Source organism: Paenibacillus sp. FSL W7-1088 (assembly GCF_037969855.1).
Taxonomy (GTDB): domain Bacteria; phylum Bacillota; class Bacilli; order Paenibacillales; family Paenibacillaceae; genus Paenibacillus.
On sequence record NZ_CP150216.1, the window covers coordinates 6,763,090 to 6,782,182 of the forward strand.

Below are 19,093 nucleotides of genomic sequence, written 5' to 3' on the forward strand. Positions count from 1 at the left end.
GTCTACCCCTTCGGATTTAAAGTTTTGGCCATTTTGTTCATGACACCGACCACGACAAACGTAATGACAATCATAATCGCAGCAACGACCGAGGCCAGATACCAGTCGTTCAGGGTCATGGCGTTCTGATAGAGGAACGTCGCAATTACGCGCTGTTTGCCTCCCAATAGTGCAGGCGTCGTATAAGCCGTCAGGCTTCCGACAAAAACAAGTACGGCTCCGATCACAAGCCCTGGCACAGCCAGCGGGAACACCACCCGGCGGAATGCCGTAAAGCGGGATGCACCGAGGCTCTGCGCTGCCTTAAGCAGATCACCATCGATGTTCTCAAGCACACCGACCAGGGAAATGATCATGAGCGGCAGGAACAGATGGGTCAAACCAATCATCATGGCTGCCGGCGTATACAGAATATCCAGCGGCTTGTCCACGATACCAAGCCCAACGAGGGCGTTGTTGATCAGCCCTTTGCGTCCGAGAATAATCATCCAGCTAAACGAGCGCACAACCGGGCTCGTCAGCAGCGGGAAGATGGCCAGCGCGAGCAAAATGCCTTTGCGGCGCGGCGCTTTCCGTGAAATATAATAAGCTGTCGGGAATCCGAGCACCACGCAGACGATGGTGGTGACCACGCTGACCTGCAGCGTCGTAAGCAATATTTTCAAAAAGTAAGGGTCTCTGAAAAAATGCATGTATCCTTCAAACGTGAAGGAGTTTTCCTGAAAAAACGTCGATCCGATCGTCAGGACAATCGGAATGATCATAAATGCCGCCAAAAACACAAATCCCGGCAGCAATAGCCAGTATACTGATTTCTTCATCGCGGTACTCCTGACTTATAAAATGGTTTTATTCACACGTTTCATTGGAGCACATTTCAAAATAAATGCTACACGTTAGTCGCACCAGCCGTTACGGTTACGAATCGTTCTTTCGATCGCTGTTATCCTTGGATTTTCTTGATCTCCTTCTGTTTAGAAGGAAAAATCCAAGGATAAAGGCGAACGCTTCGCTTCTACAGAATCGATTTCGTCCCCTCCACTACCAGCGAAATACGTAAGGATTGATTTTTAGACTGTACCCCAATGCCGTGAAGATCATGGCTACGCATTTAATGCGTTAATAAACAGTTCAAGGAATGCTTCGGCATCTACCGTTTCGCATACCAATGTGTTGGGTTGTTCGCCCAAACGGTTTTGGAAGTCACATACCATCTGACCATCACACAGGCGGCTGGCCGTCTCTACATCGACGTAATACGATTTGCGTCCAACCAGTTCCGGGGCAAGAGCGACGCCTACTGCCAGCGGATCATGCAATGCGCAAGCGCGGACGCCGTTCATTTCTTCATACCGCTTGATGTAAATCTCTGTGCTCTGTGCCACGTAATCGCGCAATACTGGATCAGTCAATCGTCCGATGGCTTCTTCATTCAGCAGCGTTTGGCGGGTAACATCCAAGCCCACCTGCGTAAGCTTCTCGAAACCTGCATGTAATACAATGCGTGCGGCTTCGGGATCAGCGTACGTGTTGTACTCCGCAGTAGGTGTAATGTTGCCATGCCCACGAACGACACCACCCATGAAGATGACTTCCTTCAATAATGTAGGTAGTTCAGGACACTTCATTAAAGCCAGAGCCAGATTCGTTAACGGCGCGGTCATGATCAGTGTTAGTTCGCCTGGGTACAACTTCGCTTGTTCAACGATAAATTCCGGGGCAAAACCTTCATCCGCCTGCTTGGACGCGGCCGGATCAGGCAGCGCACCACCCAATCCGTCTTGTCCATGTACCCGGTGCTCATAGTGAGACTTGCGTGTGAGTGGCCCAGCCGCTCCGGCAATGACCGGAATGGAGGGTGCTCCCACCAGCTCGAGAATTTTGCATGTATTATCCGTTGCCTGCTGAAGTGATACGTTCCCGCAGACGGTGGTAATCCCGAGAATGTCCAGCTTCCGACTCTTGACGGCCAGCAAGATCGCCAGCGCGTCATCAATACCGGTATCCACATCCAGAATGATGCGATTTCCTGTTTCACTCATACATTCCCAACTCCTCTGCCGTTAAATGATTGCTTGCTGCAAATTTTTGTTTGTCGAGTACAATCATACCTGTCTCTAAACCTTATCGTTCTAACGATAATTAAGCTTATTGTGCAATCTCGCGGTTCCAACGATCTGTCCATGCTTTAGCCTGTTGATTCACAAATTCCATATCCAGCTTGTTCAGCTTGCCAACGACGTCAGCACCATACGTTACGCCTTCTGCTTCTTCGGCATTCAATTCAACCTTCGTATTTACCGGGGAATCCACTTTAGCTTTGGCAGATTTGCTTTGTACATCCTGGCTGAGCTGCCAGTTGATGAATTCTTCGGCGAGTTCTTTGTTCTTGCTGCCTTTCACGACATTGATCGTATTCATGACGGCATACGCACCTTCGCTAGGCGTAACAAACTTCGCATTTGGCACTGCCACTTTCAAATCTTTGAAGTACATTTCCATAATCGGTCCGCCAGCAATCTCTTCCTGGGAGAACATGTTCACGAATTCGGAGGTTTGCGTGTAAAATTTAACAACGTTGCTGCTTAATTTTTTCAGTTCCGCAAAAGCTGCATCTTCATTAAATGTTTCGTTTCCGGCTACACGTGAAGCTGCATCCAATACCATTGGGCCTGCTGTTGCCGTAATGTTCGGAATGGTCAGGTTACCCGCAAACGCTGGATCCCACAGATCAGCCCATGAAGTGACTTCTTTGTTAACGAGGTCCGGGTTATAAGCGATACCGAGCTGTCCAACCGTGTATGCCGGGCCATAATCTTCACCAAGTGGTGCTTTGGCAATATCATAAATGTCATTTACATTTGGAATTTTGGAACGGTCGATTTTCTCAAACAGACCTTCATCGATACCTTGTTGTGCATAGTAATCGGACAAATAGATCACATCAACATTGGATGTACCTTGGCGGATTTTGTTCAGACGCTCAGCGTTGTTACCCACTTCAAGCACAATGTCTACATTATGTTCTTTTTCAAATGGACCAAATACTTCTTCATTAAAGAAATCTTCCGAGAATCCCCAAGTAGAGACGACCAGTTTGGTTGGCGCTGTGCCTCCGCTGCCTGATCCGCCTGTTGCGCTCTCTGTACTGCTACCGCATCCTGCAAGTAATACCGATGTCATTGCCACTGCCGCCAAACCGCTAATCCACTTTTTCATCATGATCCTGATTCCCCCTGATATGTGTGATATTACAATCCAAACCATTAAGTTGAACTAGCTTGATATTCTCAACTAAAAATTTTACACAATAACGTAGAGGACAGAAGAAACCTGAAGTAGCGGAGCTAAAAGCTTTCTGAAAGAAAGCTGCATCGAAAGCATACGCTTCGCCTTTATTCCCGGATTTCACCTTTTCTAAATACAATCAAAGAAATCTGGGAATAACAGCGATCGGAAGGTTGTTCTGTCATCGGAGTGCCAGTGTGAATATTTGTTAGTTGGGCTCATATAGTTCAACTTAAAAAAACAAAAAGAAAAGCATTCTTGTATAAACAAGAACACTTTTCTTCGTAAACAAAGGAAAGCGACACCCGCTGCCGGTACATCATCGGTTTCCGCTTCAGAATCAATCCGAAGTCAGACGCCATCATATGAAATTGTTCGGAATCAGAATGATGAATTAGAATCGTTCGCAACACATGCATCGAACCTGTCGATCCATCCTATGCTTGTTCCAATATCACATTCGTAATGGCCCACTGCGTGGACGCATCGTAATCCCGTAATACAGCTTCGATTGGCAAACCCATGTGCTGCTCCAACTTCTCCCTGAATTTCTTCTTATACAAGACAGACATGCGGAAGTCCACTTCCAGCTTCAAGCCGGGGGCCTCCCCTTCCAGGGCGTCAGAGCGCGGTGAACGTCGGTGCTTCGCGTAGAAGGTCACAATGTTCTGATCAATGGTCACTCTCAGGAGAGTGGTGCCAAAGCCGAACAGTTCCTTCGAAATTTCGTTATAATACTGGCACATCTTCTTCTTGCTCTCATTGCTGTCCAGCAGTTCCATGAACTCACCCACATCATTTACTACCGTACGTTCGACGTGTTAACACGATTGATTATACATATATCTACGATTTTAGGCAACCCAAAAGATATAGTTAACATGCAAATAACACATAAAAGCGAACGATAGGTATAAACTAGCGAAAACAATTCGTAAATGTTCACCGTAAGCGTGCTTGGAGATAACTGCACCCCTTTTCTCTATTATTGTTGCTTAATAACCCACTTTTGATACTCATTCTCTTGACGATACTCATCCATTACCAGCTCAGCCCCATCCTCGGATATGCCAAGTGCTTTCCCGTTATGAGAACTTGTAATGCGCATCGTCCCGTCCTCATTCTTTGAAATGTTCCAGCGTTGATTCGCATAACCAAGATACGAATAGAGCTGAATACGATTCTGTCCTACATCCCAATCAAGAGACATTCCGCTCAAGGTTCGAATGGAGTAAGAGCCGGAATCATCGCCTGTCGGTACAAGTACCCATCTGAAGCCTTCACTTGCATTCTCTGTCTCCTCAGCAACCTTTATCACTTCTCCTGCTTCAGATGGAACAGCCTGCACCGTAACGGGACGTCCTGCGTTATAAATCATCACCTGCTCCAATTCTGCTTTCTTCCTATGGATTGCATTCACATTCTGGAAGGACGCATTCCCACCGAACACATGAAGTCCAAAATGTCCTTCGGCAAACGTTCCATCCTGAAGATCCAGGACTCGCTCACCGTCTACATCAACCTGGATTCGAGGACCGTTCGCCTGAATCTGGATGTGATGCGTATGATCTTTACGAACGAATCTCGGGATTTGAGCAAGTACCTGTCGATTTTCGATTTTTCCATCCACTTTATAAAATAGCCGGATGGACTTCAGGTTCGGGTCCATATTCAAATAGTAGCCGCTTCGTCCATCCTCACTTGCACGGAATACAATAGAACCTGCTCCCCCCTGTGCTCCCAGCGTCAGATCAGCATCATATTGAAAATCCCCTGCCGTTTCCTGTGCGATATATTGTGTATCTCCACTATAGTTGCCCTGTATGCCTTGTTTGGAAATAAGCCATTGGGCCGATGACTTATCCGACTTCCAGCCGGACAAGTTGGTATGGAATATGCCACTGGATACCGTTATCGGTATTTGGGCAGAAGCTTTGCCGTCTGCCGTTGATACCGTTACTACTGCTTCGCCTCCACCCACAGCTCGAACCGTCGCTTTCGTTTTATCAGAATGAACGATTTGCACCACTTTAGGATTGCTTACCTTCCATTTCAACGTTTGAGTGGCACCTTTTCCGGGTCTGCCTTCCACCGTGGCGTACAGCGTTTGTGTCTGCCCAACATTCGCCGTTCTTCTTTGTATATCTGCAATAACCTGAGCCTTGGAGGAAGTGCTCTTTCTCCAGATGTTATCTAAGGCGTACACCTTCATGGAGCTCACCTTCACTTCCCCACCCAGGCTATAGAAAGCCATTGCCCTTCCCGCCGGATCTGGAAAAATGACATCTGAGAAGGCAACCTTGCCATCATTACCAAAGACCTCTATAGAGGATTCATCGACGAATATACGTAACTTCACCTTTCGATTTTCAGGTTGTAACGGGGCCTCGTGTACCTTGGTGAATAAGTCGGAGAAGCTTACGTCCCCCGAAGCGGTGCGATCCACGAACATGTTCTGCGTATTTACTCTGTATCCTACGGTGGTCTTCTGCCCTTCTCTTTGACGCAGTTGAAAGCCAAACTCGGTTACAGAGCTGTTAGCCGGAATTTCCACTTCAGCTTCAATCTCATATGCCCCTGCCGTTAGCCCATCAAGCGGATTTTTTGTTTTTGGGCCAACGATCATTTGTTGTGCACTATACAGGTTATGCCGCAGTGTCTGGAGTTCAGTGATTGGTGTTTGTACCAAACGTACTCCTTCATCCGTGGTTCGAAGAGAGATTTCTCTTGGTATGGTCAGTTGCCCTTTCCATGAGGAAGTTGGGAATTCAAACGGATAATCCCAGTTCGTCATCCATGCCAGCATGATTTTCCGCTGGTCCTGCATATTCGCAAAGGACATCGCTGCGTAGAACTCCTTACCGAAGTCCGTTCTCAACACTTGCCCCGACGGATGATCGTTCAGGAATTTCCCATCAGCTGTTAGCTGGCCTACAAAATATTCCGCATCTGATCCCTGAGTTTTCGGATTGGCCCCTGTACTGATCATTAGCACCCACTTACGTTGCCCCGTTCCATCTACAGGCAGCTGAATCAGATCGGGACACTCCCACACACCACCTCGAACATAATCGCCATATCCGAAGTTATCGGTTAAGGTCCAATCGAGCAGATTGGTTGAAGTAAAGAACCGGATGTGATCCCCGCCGGACACCACCATCACCCAACGGTTGTGATCTTCATCCCGGACGACCTTCGGATCACGGAAATCCCAGCTTCCCGGATCATCACCATTCTTGCCCGGATTCTCAATGACAATCGGACGATCTTTGGCGTATTGCCAATTCCGGCCTTGATCAGTACTATAGGCGAGGCCGATACGCTGATTGCCACCAGGTTTATCTGGATGATAGGAAGTGTAGTACGCAATCAGACCTTTTCCGCCCGAATCCGTGAACAGACCGGAGGCATTATTCAGATCAGCAATTGCTGATCCCGACCATACATGGCCCTGATCATTCCAAGGTAACGCAATAGGTAAACGCTTCCAATTTACCAGATCAGAACTGACGGCATGAGCCCAGGTGCCTCCATCCTGATGAAACAGATGATATTCTCCTTCGTAATAGACCAGCCCGTTTGGATCACTTGCCGATCCTCGAATCGGAGAATAATGGTACTGGGGACGATAGTTTTCTTTATAGTACACCGACTCTTCCGTTACATAGATATCCTGAAAATAAGCGATGCCTTGTTGCACGACAAGTCCAGCATTTCCATTAGCGTAGCTTTTATCTGTTACCTCAACAGCCGCAGGCGTGTACCCATCTACATAGATTTGAATCAAGCTGCCCGAGGCTATAACTTCGATGTGATGCCTCGCTCCCGGTTGGCTTGGAACCTTGCTATTCGAGCTGGCGAGCACGGTACCGTCCGCTTTTCGAAGTTGCACCCGAACTTCTTCTCCTTCCCGAATCAGGGCTGCTTCATATCCCTTCGTTCCATCTGCATTTGCCCTGAATAGCAGCGCTGCTGAGGTACTCGCATTGGCAAGAGATATATTTCCTTCATATACAAAATCAGATGTCGCTTTCTCGTAAATGACCCTTCCTTTCCCCTGCGCGTTTGCTTTCCCTTTATATCCTTTCAAATCCGGCTGCCATTCACCTACGCTGCTAATCGTTTTGCCGATATTGCCATTCATTGTACTAACCTGCACATTCTGGAACAAAGCCGACCCATCCCATACATGGAGCCCCAGATTCCCTGACGAGTAGGCACTGTCTTTCACATCAATCACCGGGTCATACCGATTATCCCAATATACCTGAAGGCTTTCTCCGTCCGCCTTCACTTTCAGATGATAGATACTCCCAGATTCCAGGTTTTCTTTATGTTCTACATTTAACGTTCCCGGCTGTCCACTGGCATCTCTTAGACGTATTACACCAGCCTGAGGAACCACTTGCAGCATATATGAAGACCAACCTGTATCATTGGATCGAAAAACAAGACTTGTATCCGCTTTCATATTCTGAATCATCAAATCAGCTTCAAAGATAAAATTATCGGCTCGTGTAGCCGATATGGCCATCACATTCTCCCCGGCGTCCGAAGTCAGACGAAGTCCATCATCCGTATCTTCCAGATTGCCTCTACCTTGCAATGTCCAATCTGACAAATTCGTTATTGCCTTAGACACTTTGGTTAACATTTGAACCACCTCCCCCTGTTTTGCTGATTCCTTGGAGGTCTGTTCTATCCTTTGCGAGGCAGTTGTCTCCATAACAGATGTTGTGAAATAGGCTCCAGCAGCAGAAGATCCAAGGACACATGATAATAGAACACAACCAATGGAACGGAAGATGATTTTCATGAGCATTCCCTCTTTTCATATAGTAGATGAGACAAAAATCCCACAAAGGGCGGCGCAGTCTCTTAGATAAGTGAACCTGCATCCGCCCCTTCTGGGACGTCCATACATATCAAACGCTATGAAACATATGTTTCATGCTGCAATGCTTCTAAACCCAATGCGAGGGCACCGCATAGTCCTGCGTGCTGGCCCAATCCAGGCTGGACAATATATTGGTCAATATGTTGCGTTATTGGGGCTGCATTCACATAACCATTCAGATTCCGTACAACCTGATGCCGGATCATGGGAAACAGATGACTTTGCTGCATCACCCCTCCGCCCAAGATGACCTTTTGAGGGGAGTGAAGCAGAATGCCCGTTGTGATGGACTCCGCAATGTAAAAGGATTCGATCTCCCAGGCCGGGTGGTCTGCCGGCAGTTCGCTGCCAGGGCTCTGCCAGCGGGCTTGAATGGCTGGCCCCGCAGCCATTCCCTCCAGGCAATCGCCATGATACGGACATAATCCGGCAAAATGATCCTCCGGGTGCCGTCTCGTCCGGATGTGTCCACCTTCCGGGTGCAGCATTCCATGCACACGTTTACCTCCCGCCACAAGCCCAATCCCAACACCTGTGCCAATCGTATAATACACACAATTGTCCAGTCCCTTTGCTGCTCCCCAAGTGACTTCTCCAAGGGCCGCTGCATTCACATCCGTATCCCATCCGAAGGGAATCGGGAATTCACGCTTCAATGACCCAATAACATTACAGTTTTCCCACCCTGGCTTGGGCGTTGTCGTAATGTAACCATAGGTGGGGCTATCCGGTTGCAGATCAATCGGACCAAAGGAGCCGATCCCGATCGCCACCACTCCTTTGTCCCTGAAATAGTCGATCACCTTCGCCAGTGTGGTCTCGGGATGTTCCGTTGGAAAGCTGCACCAATCTTCAATTTCCCCTCGTTCGTTACCTACACCACATACAAACTTCGTTCCACCGGCTTCTATTGCTCCTATACGCATCTTACTGTCCCCCTCACGATCATTCTGACTGACCTTCAACTCGGATGGGGGATAGCTCGTAGATATGAAGCGAAGCAAATACTAAATCCTTATTTTGGGACTGAACAGAGATTCCCTTGGAACCCGCATCCGGATAGATCAGATCGGTAATAACCGCTTGACCGTCATTGGCAAATACCTCTACAGATGAGTAATCCACATAAATACGCATATGTTGGTTGCTGTCCACTGCTTTTAATCCAGCTGCATGGCGGCCCAGGAAATGTTCATGGAAATCGCTAATACCCGATCGACTGCGATCAACATATACCTCATTCTGGCTAGCGTCCACGCCGATGAGCGTTTCGTTGCCTGCACCACTTCGTAATGCAAATTGAACAGATTGATCAGAAGCCCATTCCGCATATATCTCATAGTTTACAAGGCGCAAGGTATTCAACTGTTCACTCACTTGTCTAATAGAAGCATTCTGTAAGGACAGTACTGGGGTGCGGGCTTGCTCCAACTCGCGTGCAGGACGCTGAACCAGCAGGACTTCCCCGTCCCTTTTCTCCAATGTCAGCTCTCTCGCAATGGTCATCGCGCCGCGGTATGCTTCGGTTGGTGTCTGATTGGCATACATCCAGTTGCTCATCCAACCCATAAACAGGCGTCTGCCGTCTTCTGCCGGAATGTCAGACCAACTGACCCCTGCGTAGTTATCCCGACCATGATCAAGCCAGCGAACGGTATGGGAAGCTTCATCAGGAATAAATGTAATCCCATTAAAATCTCCGGTGAAGTATTGCGTTCTGGAGCCATCCTTGAAGGCCGGATCTGCACCAATGCTGACGAGCATCACCCATTTCTCCTGGCTCGCATCTCCATCCACGGCTAGCGGGAACAGATCAGGGCACTCCCAGACGCCATCATGCGAACCGATCCCGGCGCCGAATTCACTGCCCAATGTCCAATCCTTCAGATCGGGAGAATGGTACAGACATACCGTCTGACCACAAGCGATAATCATAATCCATTCCTTAGTCTGCTCATGCCAGAACACTTTGGGATCACGGAAATCCACGAATGACTCATGCTCCAGTACCGGATTGCCCTCGTATTTCATCCATGTTCTTCCGCTATCCTTGCTATATGCGAGGCTCTGCCGCTGAATCGGATGATCGTTTGGCACCTCCTGATGATGGGTGAAAATAGCCACCAGTCCTGGCTCATCGTCAAAGAATCCGGACGTATTGTTCCAGTCCACCACGGCACTGCCGGAGAATATCATGCCATGTTCATCCGGCGCCAAAGCCACAGGAAGCTCTTCCCAGGTAACCAAATCCTTGGTCACCGCGTGTCCCCAATGCATCGGTCCCCATGTGGTGCCAAACGGATGATGCTGATAGAACAAGTGATACTCACCTTTGAAAAATACCATGCCGTTGGGGTCATTCATCCACTTCTCCTTGGGTGAGAAGTGATAGACGCCCCGGTAATCGGTTGTTGAAATGGTAGACATATTGGTTTCTCCTTTGGATCAAACCTTTGAAGAGGACACTTTGCTTCACTCACGCACCTTAATGCTAGTAAGGCAAAGCTCCTCATCCAGTTTGTTTTATTGGGTGTTGCGGTCATATCCCGCTTGTTTAATCTGCAGCCACTCTTGCAAGCCAAGACGATCCAACTCTTTCAGATAAGCGTCCCACTCCTGATCGATCTTTCCATTCTGATACCATTCCGTGCGCATACGCAGCACATAGGCGAACAAATCCGTCTCAATGGTGGAAAGGCGGTCGAGTTCATCGATCGAGAAGAACACGCTTGGATAGACATTTTCTGCTTTCATGTGTGGAACCATATATTTATCGAGCAGTTCCATACGCCATGCAGCATCTTCCGGTTTGGTTGTGTATTTGTCATAGTAACTGTCTAGAATAGCCAGCGGTCCTGCAATGCTCGTTTTCTGTCTGAGCTCAACAGGTGCAGCGCCTTCCAGCGGAAGATGCTTCAGCATGCCTTTGGCTTCATCCAATTCAAAAATATTCTGTTGTGTCTCATCACCGTAAGTTCCCCAGTTGTTCTGCACGGATTGGAGCGGATCGTACAATTGGTCGACCCACTTCGCTGTGGATTCCAAATTTTTATTGCTGCTCGTAACAACCATGCGTCCTCGGTCTAGACCGATACCGTTTGTACGCGCGACATTAATTTCTCCATTCGGTCCGGCGACAGGAGGCAGAACATCATAGGTATCATTCATGCCTGTAATGTTGGCCTTATCCCAAGTGAAGTACATACCATATTTGTTGTCTTTGCCCTTGGCCAGATACGTATTCCAATCCTGCTGATATGCTTCCACATCCACAAGACCTTCCTGAACCAGTTCGTGAATGTATTTGACCGCTTCCTTGTAGCCTTCATCAGCTGCCGTAAAGACTACTTTTCCATCGTTGGTCACCACGGTGTGGTCCCAGTTCTCCCCGAGTCCAAATGCTGCAAATAGAAATGTCAGATCTTCTCCGCCCGGCTTGTTAATGAAGGACAACGGAATTTCGTCAGCTTTGCCATTGCCGTTCGGGTCCTGGGTTTTGAACGCAATCAGCACTTGTTTCAGTTCTTCGGTTGTCGTTGGCATCTTCAGTCCGAGCTTGTTCAGCCACTCCACGTTGATCCAAGGTAAGTCATCAACCGCCTGTATGCGCTGCTTGCCACTTCCGAGCTCCTCAATCCAGGGAAAGGAATAAATATGTCCGTCTGGAGCCGTAATCATGCTCTTGTATTCGGGAGCTTCCTCCAGCACCTTTTTCAGGTTCGGCATGTATTGCTCAATCATGTCCTCCAGTGGAATGATGGCACCGTCCTTCGCCAGTTTCAGGAGATCATAATCCCCATAACCTGCGTCAAAAATGGCATCCGGCAAATCACCGCTGGCTATCGCCAGGTTTCTTTTCTCCGCAAACACATCACTCGTATAGTTCTTCCAGTTGATATGCACATTGGTTTTCTCTTCGAGTCTCTTGTTAATCAGCTTCTCGTTCGGATCAGCAGGAGCCAGCGGAGAACTCTGTGTTATAAAATTCAATGTCACTTTGCCATCAGGTGACTGGGCTTCACTTGCCGCACCGCCTCCTCCCCCGCCACACGCCGAGAGCAGGAGCATCGCTGACAACATGGAGATGGATGCCGTTGTAGCGGCTTTTCTGGACTTGTTCACTTTTTTCATGATAATGACCTCCGTGGATTATGTTGGGTCGAGCGCGCTATATTTCAGACTGTTCACTATTTGAGCGAACCTACCATGACACCTTTTTCGAAGTATTTCTGAAAGAACGGATACATGATAATGAGTGGCAGACTCGAAATGACAATGGCTGAATATTTGATCATTTCCGAGAGACGTTTCAGTTCCGCCATCGCAAGCTGATCACTGATCATGCCCGGTGCAGCCTGATTCTGAATCAGAATGGAGCGCAGAACAAGCTGGAGCGGATGGAGGTTCGGATTGTCCAGATAGATCATGGCGTCAAAATAGGAATTCCACTGGCCTACAAACGCGTACAACGCGAGAACAAAAATGATAGGTTTCGATAACGGAATGACGATCTGGAAGAAAATCTTCATCTCGGAGGCACCATCCACATTGGCGGCTTCTTTCAGTTCTCGCGGCACCCCTTTGAAGAAGGTTCTGGAGAGAATGATGTTCCAGACATTGACTGCGCCTGGGATGATAATGGCCCATACCGTATCCAGCATGCCTAGATTACGAACAAGCAGATAGGTCGGGATCAAACCGCCACCGAAGAACATCGTGATGATAAAAATAATCATGAAAAATCCTCGCCCAGCCAGCCTTTCATCAGACAAGGCATACCCTGCAAATATCGAGACGGTCACCGTCACTAGTGCAAAAGAAACCGAGTACAGCACCGCATTGGCAAACCCTCGAATCATGGCCGGATTGGATAGAATCATCTGATACCCATCCAGACTCCAGTCGGATACATTGAAGGACAGCCCGCGGTTCAGCAGTACCGTCGGGTCCATGAATGAGGCAACGACGATATAAATCAGGGGGACAACCACAACCAGTACGGCACAGGTGAGAAAAATCGCGTTCAGCGTGAGGATCAGTCGATCCAGTCCCGTATGTTTGACTACCATGGATAACACTCCTTTCCTAATAGAGGCCTTCGCCTTCATTCAATTTCTTCACGATCAGATTCACAGTCACCAGCAAAATGACATTGATGACGGAGTTAAATAATCCTACTGCCGCAGAATAAGCGTAATCTCCGGACTGCAAGCCCACCTTGTACACATACGTGGCAATGATTTCGGAGGAAGGCAAGTTCATGGATGTCTGCATCAGGTAGGCCTTCTCAAATCCAATCGACATGATCCCGCCAGCGGCAAGAATAAATACGATGGCCATAATCGGTCGAATCGTCGGAAGGTCGATATGGCGAATACGCTGAATGAGATTCGCTCCATCCAGGTTGGCTGCATTGTGAAGTTCCGGATCGACATTGGCCAAAGCAGCGACATAAATGATGGAAGCCCAGCCCGCCCCGGTCCAAATATCCGACAAAATGTATATCCAGCGGAAGTATTCCGGTTCGGACATAAACATAATAGGATGCCCTGTAATTGCTGTGGCTATCTGATTGATCGGCCCTGTTGGGGATAGAAAGATAAACAGCATACCCACAACGACAACTACCGAGATAAAGTTGGGTGCATACAGAAACAATTGGATGTTTTTCTTCACTCCGGCTTTACGTACCTGATTGAGCATGAGAGCAAGCAAAATCGGGACCGGAAAGCTGAATATCAATCCAAAAAAACTGAGTTTAAGCGTATTCATAAAGATGACGTCAAAATTGGGCGAAGCCAAAAACTTCTCAAAATGCTTCAAGCCTACCCACTCACTGCCCATAATACCTTTGATCGGACTAAAATCCTTAAATGCGATAATGGCTCCGTACATCGGGATGTATTTGAAGACAAGGGTCAGGATCAGAGCTGGTGCGAGTAACAAGTACAAAAAATAATTCTTTTTGAACTGCTGCATCCTGTGACCGGTAGATGCCCTCTCTTTCAACGCCCTTCCTGTACCCTTTTTGGTATCCACTGTGTTATCCAACACATTACCTCCGTTCATTCCTGAAGTTGACAATTGTTTGCAGTAAGGGCTTTCAATATTTACAATTGCTCATTTAATAATTTACAATTTATCAGGTAATCTAGGCATTAGTCAATACATTATGTAAAAAATAATTGTGCATTTGATAACATTTAGTGTGTTTTCCAAGTTCTAAATGTGCATTTCATTGTATATATAACGTTTGTTTATTTCCCTTCAACCTGTCATTCCCCTTATCAGCAGTAGGATATTTCAAACTAATGATCATTTGTAACAAAACTTCTGAATACATATAAAAGCGCTTAATTTAAATTAAAAATGTAAACTTAATTGTGCATATGTAAAATCGAGATTGCTATTTGTTCCGATCTATTATACATTTGACTAAGATAATACTATGGACGACGATATGATCATTAGAGGTGAAGCACTAGATGGCAAAAGAAAAAGTTACGATACAGGACATCGCAGATGCTTTGGGCATCTCCCGGAATACAGCTTCCAAAGCCTTGAATGATAGCGGAAATATCCCGGATGAGACACGTAATCGTGTAATTAAAAAAGCAATTGAACTTAAATATAAACAGTTTGCCTATATGGAAAATGAGCATGTTCTAACCAAAGCTCCAAACAATATCGCCCTGTTAACGGAGAATCTGCCCAATACATCTCACTTTGGTTCGATGTTAATCAGTGGTCTGGAGAAAAGAATCAGCGCAGAGGGATACAATCTCTCCATTCATATCGTACGTGAGGTTGATCAGGACTCACTTACACTTCCCAACAATTTTGATATTTCCAACGTGGACGGTATCATTTGCATTGAGTTGTTCAATCTGAAATATACTCAGCTTATTACCGATCTCGGAATTCCCACGATCTTCATCGATTGCGCTTCCGACATCTGTTATCCGGAATTTCATGCAGATTTGCTGCTCATGGAGAATGAGCACAGCACGTATCAGTTAACCAGAAAATTAATTGAGAGCGGCTACAACCATGTTGGATTTGCCGGGGATTACAATCATTGCAAAAGCTTCAATGAACGTTGGGTAGGATATCAGCGGGCGATGCTGGAAGCGAGGCTGCAGGTCGATCCATCCCAATGCATTGTGGATGATGACCGCCTGTTTTTCTCAAAGCCTGGCTGGTTGAACGAACGCGTGGCAGAGCTGAAGTCGCTGCCTGATGCGTATGTGTGTGCCAACGACTTTATCGCAGTCGACTTGATCAGAGCTTTGAGAGCGAGGAATGTTAAAGTGCCCCAGGATATCGTCATATGCGGATTCGATAACGCACCTGAATCACGAATTATTGAGCCTGCATTAACGACGGTTCATATCTACAGCAACGAAATGGGCATTAAGGCTGCGGAGATGCTGTTATCCCGGATTGATCATCCGTCACAGCCTTATCAGGTCTCGCATATCGTAACCAAACCGATCATACGGGAGTCCACACCCACACTTATGAAAGCCAATCCACAGACCGTTTAACTTATCTCATAGATCTCTAAAAAAATAAATAGCCGTATCTTTCACGCAGAATAGAACGTGAAGGATACGGCTTTTTCTATAGGGACTTATAGATGCCCTTTTTATGATGCGGTCAAAATATGACGCGAGCAGGACGCAGCCTCTAATCGGGATTCGTAGCTCTGTGCTAAACGGAGGCCTTGGATGCTCCTTTGGCTGAACGTACCTCTGTACGAATCAAATTGAAGATCATAAAGACGAGCACAACGAGTTGTGGAATAAAGGTCTCCCATGTCGGATACATACCAAGCCAGCCAATCGTCGGCAGACTCGGTGCGATATGAGCCCCCAGCGCTGCTGAGACTTGAAGGGAGTGAATACTCTCTCCAAGGAAACGAAATACCAGATAATAGATCAGCAGCGTAGCGGTCAGGAAAAACCATCGTACAGGCAGACGTACACTGAACTGAATAATGGCTACAGCTAATACAATCAGGATGAGCAACGCTGCCCCCATACCGATCAACATCTGCGAGGTCTCAATTGCAGGCGCCATGCCGATATAAAAGATCGCCGTCTCCGCACCTTCCCGCAATATGGCAAGACCCGCCACAGCGAAGAGTGACCATAGACTTCCCCGGGCCAGTGCACCACCTACCTGTCGCTGTACATAGCTATTCCAGGAGCGGGTATTTGATTTGCTATGCATCCAATGCCCAACCGTCAACATTAGTACAACGGCTGCAAGCCCCGTATACCCCTCAATCATCTCCCGTGTGCTGCCCGATGATGCCACAGCAAGAGTCAGCGACAGTACAACGGCTAACGCCGCACTAAGCAGCAGACCACTACCGGCACCAGCCCAGATCCAGCGCCGGGCCGCAGTCTCGCCACTCTTCTTGGCATAAGCGAGCAATGCAGAGAGTACCAGAATGGCTTCCAATCCTTCGCGAAGCAAAATCAATGCCGCATCCCATGCCGTGTATGAGGTGGTAGCCGTTAACGGCGCCAGCCGATTGATCATTCGGGTTATAACCTCGGTTGCCTTCGCCGTATTTGGCGGATTGGAGACGACATATCCCGATGCTTCGGCCATTTCATTCTCAATGGCCGTATATGAAGCTGGAGATGATATCTGCACCTGACCTTCAACCAAAGGCCAGGCCACGATAAACTGCTCCAATCCGGTTGCAGCAGTAGTGGTATCCCCGGCTTGAATCTGCTGCTCTATTTGCTCCAATAATTTCAGCAGGTCGGACAATGAAGAAACATCGGAGGATGCTGACGTATCCTCAACTTCCCCTTCCTTGAGGGTCCCTGCAATGTAATCTGTGAGCAACGTGACCAGTTCCTGCATACGCGCTGTTGCCTGTTCTTCCTTGCGGGGCTCGGCCTGCATTGCAATGCGAACCAGACTGATGTCTTTCTCCAACTGGCTGTATACGCCAAAATGATCCTGACGAATCGGAGCTTCGGTGCCTTTCCAGGCCGTAACAATCCGTTTATAGGCAAGCTCTGCCTGGGTCCAATCGCCCTGTTCCATTGCACTCAAGCTTTTACGTGCGTCTGGCAGCAGCCTTTCAGCCGCTTTACGGCCTGCATCGTCGCTCTCTTCTGCCACCTGAAACGCCTCAATGTACTGATTGGTCGCACGGGCAAGATCCGCCAATGCTTTCTTGGCAGCATCAGAATCATTGCTCGACAGTGCCTGTTCCGCTTTGGACAAGGCTTCACCTACAACGCTGGCGGCCGTCGCAACCTGATCTGCGTTCTGTTCCGGCACCAACGTGCTGGCAGCATCCCACAGTTGCCGGAACTCAGCGACATCCTCCGTCGCTTCTGTCAGCTTGCCCTGTCCCGCTTCAACCAAGGCGCTGCCCACAGGCGGCAATAGACTATCCAGTTGTTTTTGCACAGACTGCTCATTGTTTTGGAGCCCTTCTCCAGAAGCATGTGCCATGCCAGGTAAGCGAATTACCCCGGACCCCACCATCAGGAACACCAGCAGCATCAGCAAGGAGCGCATCAACCTTCCTTTGTACATCCGCCGCTTCTGCGCCTTCCGATCTGCGATCCTGCCCATCATTGTCATCCTCCCCATTAAATTAAGGTGTCCCCAATATATCCGCCATTCATAATTCCCGGGAAACAGGCAAATACAGCACTGCCTGTGTGCACGGTATATTCGTTCAGCTTGTCGTTCTTTGCCAGTCGTTTCTGAATCGGAATAAACTGTTTCTCCAGGTCCCGTTGATAGCTAATGAACAGCAAACCTGCATCCAGCTGCCCGGTCTTGGCATCGAGCCCACTCGAATACGAGTAGGAGCGGCGTAAAATTTGCTGACTGCCGTCCCCCTTCGCGAGACGCAGATGTGACGTTGCCGGAATTACAGGCTGCCCATCGGCAGACTTGGCCTTCAAATCTACCGGATCGAACTCGCCGCGGCTGCCGAGCGGCGCTCCGCTGTCCCGGTGGCGTCCAAATGTCGCCTCCTGGTCCTTCAGTGTGGAGCGGTCCCACACCTCCACACGCATGCGAACCCGGCGGACGGCCATATAGCTGCCGCCAGCCATCCACCCCGGACCGTCAGCCGGCTGCGCCCAGACGGTCTGGTCCATCAGCACCGCATCCGTTGTATCCGGATTGCCGGTGCCATCCTTGAAGCCGAGCAAGTTGCGCGGTGTTCCACCCGCAGGGTCAGCTCGGCCTGTGCGCTGGAAACCTTCCTGCGTCCAGCGCAATACCGCATGCCCGCGTGCGATGCGCGCGAGATTGCGGATGGCATGGAAGGCGACCTGCATATCGTCTGCGCAGACTTGCACGCACAGGTCGCCACCACACCACTGCGGGTCCAGCGCATCTCCGGCGAATGCCGGCAGATCGCGCAGGCCCTTGGGCTTCCGGCCCTGCAGCCCGAAGCGCCCGTCAAACAAAGAGGGCCCCACACCAAACGTCAACGTGGTTCGTGACGGTGTCAGGCCTGCCGCTTCGCCCGTATCGGTAGGGGGCGTATTCAGCGTTGTATTATGTTCGCCAATCATCTCTCCGGCGGCCATGGGAGCGGCAGCGGCCGTCCAGTTCTTGAACAGACGGCGGAGATCATCCGCACTTCCCGCCGTCACATCAAAGGCGGCAAAGCAGATGAAATCCTGAGCCGGGGTAATAATGCCCGCCTGATGCTTGCCATAGAAGGGCACGCCTTTGTCATTCGGCGAGGCATGCTCCACAGCGGACGCCGGACTGCTTTTGCGGCCCAGCGCCATCAGACCGCTGGCACCGCCTCCGCCCAAGAGCAGACCCAGTCCGGCCACGCCGGTCAGCTTCAGCATTTCACGCCGTGACAACGGCTTTTTCAGCGAATCCTTTTTCTGCTCGGTCATC

13 protein-coding genes are annotated in these 19,093 nt (G+C 48.8%); 1 reads left to right on the plus strand and 12 read right to left on the minus strand.

Annotated features, from left to right (window positions below):
- Positions 1-2: 2 nt before the first annotated feature.
- The 10 genes from MKY42_RS30500 to MKY42_RS30545 all read right to left on the minus strand — a co-directional run bounded on the left by MKY42_RS30500 (position 3) and on the right by MKY42_RS30545 (position 14,164).
- Complete coding sequence (locus MKY42_RS30500) at positions 3-821, minus strand: ABC transporter permease (protein WP_090903370.1); 819 nt, start codon at positions 819-821, stop codon at positions 3-5.
- Between the two features lie 282 nt (positions 822-1,103).
- Positions 1,104-2,042: a nucleoside hydrolase gene (locus MKY42_RS30505; RefSeq protein WP_090903369.1), complete on the minus strand. Its 939-nt coding sequence runs from the start codon at positions 2,040-2,042 to the stop codon at positions 1,104-1,106.
- A 106-nt stretch (positions 2,043-2,148) separates the two neighbouring features.
- Positions 2,149-3,219, minus strand: coding sequence for an ABC transporter substrate-binding protein (locus tag MKY42_RS30510; protein ID WP_339853169.1), 1,071 nt, complete (start codon positions 3,217-3,219; stop codon positions 2,149-2,151).
- Between the two features lie 506 nt (positions 3,220-3,725).
- The gene (locus MKY42_RS30515; RefSeq protein ID WP_024632855.1) at positions 3,726-4,070 is read right to left on the minus strand and encodes a Na-translocating system protein MpsC family protein; all 345 of its coding nucleotides are present in this window, start codon (positions 4,068-4,070) and stop codon (positions 3,726-3,728) included.
- A gap of 203 nt (positions 4,071-4,273) precedes the next feature.
- Positions 4,274-7,942, minus strand: coding sequence for a GH32 C-terminal domain-containing protein (locus MKY42_RS30520; RefSeq protein ID WP_339847101.1), 3,669 nt, complete (start codon positions 7,940-7,942; stop codon positions 4,274-4,276).
- 278 nt (positions 7,943-8,220) lie between these two features.
- Positions 8,221-9,111: an ROK family protein gene (locus tag MKY42_RS30525; protein ID WP_090903365.1), complete on the minus strand. Its 891-nt coding sequence runs from the start codon at positions 9,109-9,111 to the stop codon at positions 8,221-8,223.
- 19 nt (positions 9,112-9,130) lie between these two features.
- Positions 9,131-10,612 carry a glycoside hydrolase family 32 protein gene (locus MKY42_RS30530; protein WP_339847105.1) on the minus strand — a complete coding sequence of 494 codons (1,482 nt, stop codon included), beginning with the start codon at positions 10,610-10,612 and terminating at the stop codon, positions 9,131-9,133.
- A 96-nt stretch (positions 10,613-10,708) separates the two neighbouring features.
- Positions 10,709-12,316 carry an ABC transporter substrate-binding protein gene (locus MKY42_RS30535; protein WP_090903361.1) on the minus strand — a complete coding sequence of 536 codons (1,608 nt, stop codon included), beginning with the start codon at positions 12,314-12,316 and terminating at the stop codon, positions 10,709-10,711.
- A gap of 56 nt (positions 12,317-12,372) precedes the next feature.
- On the minus strand, positions 12,373-13,254 hold the full coding sequence (locus MKY42_RS30540; RefSeq protein WP_062321441.1) for a carbohydrate ABC transporter permease: 882 nt from the start codon (positions 13,252-13,254) through the stop codon (positions 12,373-12,375).
- Positions 13,255-13,270: 16 nt separating this feature from the next.
- On the minus strand, positions 13,271-14,164 hold the full coding sequence (locus MKY42_RS30545) for an ABC transporter permease subunit (RefSeq protein ID WP_240342996.1): 894 nt from the start codon (positions 14,162-14,164) through the stop codon (positions 13,271-13,273).
- A gap of 506 nt (positions 14,165-14,670) precedes the next feature.
- Between MKY42_RS30545 and MKY42_RS30550 the strand changes: the two genes are divergently transcribed.
- Positions 14,671-15,732 carry a LacI family DNA-binding transcriptional regulator gene (locus MKY42_RS30550; protein ID WP_339847110.1) on the plus strand — a complete coding sequence of 354 codons (1,062 nt, stop codon included), beginning with the start codon at positions 14,671-14,673 and terminating at the stop codon, positions 15,730-15,732.
- A 166-nt stretch (positions 15,733-15,898) separates the two neighbouring features.
- Here MKY42_RS30550 and MKY42_RS30555 read toward each other — a convergent pair whose 3' ends face one another.
- Together MKY42_RS30555 and efeB are read right to left on the minus strand one after the other, a co-directional pair.
- The gene (locus MKY42_RS30555; RefSeq protein WP_339847113.1) at positions 15,899-17,797 is read right to left on the minus strand and encodes an FTR1 family protein; all 1,899 of its coding nucleotides are present in this window, start codon (positions 17,795-17,797) and stop codon (positions 15,899-15,901) included.
- A gap of 14 nt (positions 17,798-17,811) precedes the next feature.
- A complete protein-coding gene (efeB, locus tag MKY42_RS30560) occupies positions 17,812-19,092 on the minus strand; it encodes an iron uptake transporter deferrochelatase/peroxidase subunit (RefSeq protein ID WP_339847115.1) in 1,281 nt (426 codons plus the stop codon).
- Between the last annotated feature and the right edge of the window lies 1 nt (position 19,093).

What these genes read in the sequence shown, in the direction of transcription:
- MKY42_RS30515 (WP_024632855.1), bottom strand. Translation starts at nt 4,070, where the DNA reads ATGGAACTGCTGGACAGCAATGAGAGCAAGAAGAAGATGTGCCAGTAT.
- MKY42_RS30535 (WP_090903361.1), bottom strand. Translation starts at nt 12,316, where the DNA reads ATGAAAAAAGTGAACAAGTCCAGAAAAGCCGCTACAACGGCATCCATC.
- MKY42_RS30545 (WP_240342996.1), bottom strand. Translation starts at nt 14,164, where the DNA reads ATGCAGCAGTTCAAAAAGAATTATTTTTTGTACTTGTTACTCGCACCA.
- MKY42_RS30505 (WP_090903369.1), bottom strand. Translation starts at nt 2,042, where the DNA reads ATGAGTGAAACAGGAAATCGCATCATTCTGGATGTGGATACCGGTATT.
- MKY42_RS30510 (WP_339853169.1), bottom strand. Translation starts at nt 3,219, where the DNA reads ATGAAAAAGTGGATTAGCGGTTTGGCGGCAGTGGCAATGACATCGGTA.
- MKY42_RS30530 (WP_339847105.1), bottom strand. Translation starts at nt 10,612, where the DNA reads ATGTCTACCATTTCAACAACCGATTACCGGGGCGTCTATCACTTCTCA.
- efeB (WP_339847115.1), bottom strand. Translation starts at nt 19,092, where the DNA reads ATGACCGAGCAGAAAAAGGATTCGCTGAAAAAGCCGTTGTCACGGCGT.
- MKY42_RS30550 (WP_339847110.1), top strand. Translation starts at nt 14,671, where the DNA reads ATGGCAAAAGAAAAAGTTACGATACAGGACATCGCAGATGCTTTGGGC.
- MKY42_RS30555 (WP_339847113.1), bottom strand. Translation starts at nt 17,797, where the DNA reads ATGATGGGCAGGATCGCAGATCGGAAGGCGCAGAAGCGGCGGATGTAC.
- MKY42_RS30540 (WP_062321441.1), bottom strand. Translation starts at nt 13,254, where the DNA reads ATGGTAGTCAAACATACGGGACTGGATCGACTGATCCTCACGCTGAAC.
- MKY42_RS30525 (WP_090903365.1), bottom strand. Translation starts at nt 9,111, where the DNA reads ATGCGTATAGGAGCAATAGAAGCCGGTGGAACGAAGTTTGTATGTGGT.
- MKY42_RS30520 (WP_339847101.1), bottom strand. Translation starts at nt 7,942, where the DNA reads ATGTTAACCAAAGTGTCTAAGGCAATAACGAATTTGTCAGATTGGACA.
- MKY42_RS30500 (WP_090903370.1), bottom strand. Translation starts at nt 821, where the DNA reads ATGAAGAAATCAGTATACTGGCTATTGCTGCCGGGATTTGTGTTTTTG.